Source organism: Gordonibacter pamelaeae 7-10-1-b (assembly GCF_000210055.1).
GTDB lineage: Bacteria > Actinomycetota > Coriobacteriia > Coriobacteriales > Eggerthellaceae > Gordonibacter > Gordonibacter pamelaeae.
Map to the genome: position 1 here is coordinate 2,676,629 of NC_021021.1, position 2,802 is coordinate 2,679,430.

Sequence of the window (2,802 nt, forward strand, 5' to 3'; positions counted from 1 at the left end):
CAGCCCGAACCGCTCGGCCGCGTCGGAGGCAGCCAGGCCGGGCTCGCGCTGCTCGCCGAGCGCGTCAACGTCCAGGCAGGTCGGCAGGGCGTTGCCCCGCCCGGCTGCCTGCGCGTCGGCGCCGCCCCAGCCGTAGTCGTTGATACCCATGAACACGAGGACCACGTCGGGAGCCTGCCCGTCGCGCGCAAGGGCCGCGACGCGCTCCGCGCTGTCGCCGGCCGGGAAGCCCGCGCCCTCCACCATGCTGCCCGAGAACGACCCGTTCGCCAGAAGCTCGCCGTCCAGCGCGTCGACCACCTGCGCCCACCACGTGTCGCGCGCCTCGCGCACGCCCGTGACCTCCCGACGCTCCTCCTCGTAGAACACGCGGAAACCCGCCGGGTTGCAGCCTTCGAACGTGCTGATGGAATCGCCCAGAATGGAGAACAGCCGCTTCGCCGCCATCGCCTTGCCCTTCGTCGCCCTATCGCCGAGATACCCGGCTGCCGCGCTGCCCGGCCACAACCGGGGCGTGCCCGCAACCGAACCCGCGCCCAATGCCGAAGCCGCGCGCAGCCCTCGCTATTCTACGCCATCCCCAGCCACACGGCGAACTTCGGCACGTAGCCCATCACGAAGATCACCAGGATCAGCGCAGGGATGCCGAACTTCAGCCAGAGCTTCGACCAGCGCGGGAAGCGGATGCCCTTGCCGGTGTCGGCCTCGGCCAGGAAGTTGTCCCAGCCCCAGCCGCCACGCGACACGCAGAACAGCACGTAGAACAGGCTGCCCAGCGGCAGCAGGTTGTTCGACACGATGAAGTCCTCGATGGACTGGATGTCGCCGATGGCCGGGATCTGCACGCCCGCCAGCACGTTGAACCCGAGCGCGCACGGCAGGCTGAGCACGCACACGATAACGGCCGTGCGCGCCACCGCCGTGTGGCGCGACCAGCCCCACTTGTCCATGGACCAGCTGATGAGGTTCTCGAACACCGCGATGATGGTGGACAGCGCCGCGAAGCTCATGAACACGAAGAACAGCGCGCCCCACAGCTGCCCCATCGGCATCTGGCCGAACACGCTCGGCAGCGTGACGAACACGAGGCCGGGGCCGCTGCCCGGCTCCACCGCGAACGCGAAGCACGCCGGGAAGATGATGAGGCCGGCCATGAGCGCCACAGCCGTGTCCAGCCCGCAGATGCGCAGCGCCTCGCCGGTGAGCGAGCGTTCCTTGCCGATGTAGCTGCCGAATATCTCCATGGCCGAGATGCCGAGCGACAGCGTGAAGAACGCCTGGCCCATGGCCGCGAACACGGCGTCGCCGAACGTGGCCCACTGCTCAGCCGGCGTCGCGCCTGCGAACAGGCGCCCGAAGTCGGGGACGAGGTAGAACTCGAGGCCCGCGAGGCCGCCCGGCAGCGTGACGGCGCGCGCCACGAGCACCACCATGATGCCCAGGAGGCACACCATCATCACCTTCGTGACGCGCTCGACGCCCTTCTGCAGCCCCAGGCTGCATACGAGGAAGCCCAGCACGATGACCACGAGCATCCAGCCCACGAGCTCGGTGGGGTTAGCCAGCATCGCGTTGAACACCTCGCCGACGCCCGCGCTGTCCAGGCCGTTGAACGCGCCGGTGGCCATCTTCACCACGAAAGACAGCATCCAGCCGCCCACCGTGGTGTAGAACATCATGAGCACCATGCACCCGATGTAGCCCCACCACGAGAACCAATGCCACTTGCGCGACGGCTGCAGCGTGTCGAACGCCGCGGCCGCGCTCTTCTGGCTGGCGCGGCCCACGGCGAACTCCATCACCATGACGGGCAGGCCCAGGATGACGAGGAACACCAGGTACATGAGCACGAACGCCGCGCCGCCGTACTCGCCCGTGATGTAGGGGAAGCGCCACACGTTGCCCAGGCCGATGGCGCACCCCGCGCTGATGAGGATGAACCCCAACCGCGATACGAACCGTTCCCTCTTGGCCTCCGCCATGCCACACTCCCCCGCGCTTGTCTTGTACGATATTGCCCATTGGCAAAACGTTGCAATTGTACAGCAAACAGGTCGGCGGAGCAGCTGCGTTGCCCGTCTTTTGCGCGTCCTTGCGGCTTCGTGCAGCAAGCTCTAAGATATGCCCTGAGGCGAGTCGGCCGAAAGGGGTGCGCCATGAGGGGGTACGAGTACGTGAGCGTCGACTACAAGAAGCGTGAAGTATTCGTAGTTGGATTCGGCACCTCGGAACACCGCGAGATCATCGACGACTACGCGGCGCGCGGCTACCGCTACGTCGACTCCATAATCACCGAAATCGACGGCAACGCCCGCATACGCAAAATCGACCTGGTCTTCGAGAAAGACGCCTAAGGGAGGTGCGACCCCCGACAAGCCGGCTAGCGCTCAGCAGGGGGCGCGTCGGTCAGCATGGCTGCGGACGACGGGTTCGGCGAGGGCGCAGCGGCTGCGGGCACGGGCGGCGCGACCTCTGCCGCCCGCTTCCGCCTGCCCATCCATGCGGCCTCAGCGCCGATGGCGGCGATGCCCAGCCAGATGAGGGCGAAGCAGATGCCGTGCGCCATGGTGAACTGCTCGCCGAAGAAGGCCACCGCCAGCACGAGCGCGATGGTGGGGCTGACGTACTGGATGAAGCCGATCACCGTGAGCGAGATGCGGTTGGCCGCCGCCGAGAACAGCAGCAGCGGGATGGCCGTGAGCACGCCGCAGCCGGCGAGCAGCGCCATGTCGACTGCCGGGCCGGTGACGGCCATCGGGTCGGGCGTGGCGGGCACGAGCCGCCAGATCCACGGAGCGGCCG

At 67.8% G+C, this 2,802-nt stretch carries 4 protein-coding genes; 1 reads left to right on the top strand and 3 read right to left on the bottom strand.

The genetic code is table 11. From position 1 onward, the window contains the following. Together GPA_RS12410 and GPA_RS12415 are read right to left on the bottom strand one after the other, a co-directional pair. A partial coding sequence (locus GPA_RS12410) for an SGNH/GDSL hydrolase family protein (protein WP_231847644.1) occupies nucleotides 1-447 on the bottom strand: 447 nt, incomplete at its 3' end. 122 nt (nucleotides 448-569) lie between these two features. Continuing rightward, nucleotides 570-1,982, bottom strand: a complete 1,413-nt coding sequence (locus GPA_RS12415; RefSeq protein ID WP_015540072.1) for a sodium-dependent transporter — start codon at nucleotides 1,980-1,982, stop codon at nucleotides 570-572. Between the two features lie 174 nt (nucleotides 1,983-2,156). Between GPA_RS12415 and GPA_RS12420 the strand changes: the two genes are divergently transcribed. Then, nucleotides 2,157-2,354 (top strand): DUF4177 domain-containing protein, encoded by a 198-nt coding sequence (locus GPA_RS12420; protein WP_015540073.1) that lies wholly within the window; start codon nucleotides 2,157-2,159, stop codon nucleotides 2,352-2,354. A 26-nt stretch (nucleotides 2,355-2,380) separates the two neighbouring features. On the opposite strand, the gene GPA_RS12425 is transcribed toward GPA_RS12420, so the two are convergent. Beyond that, the coding region (locus GPA_RS12425; protein WP_041239591.1) for an EamA family transporter at nucleotides 2,381-2,802 on the bottom strand (422 nt) is incomplete at its 5' end.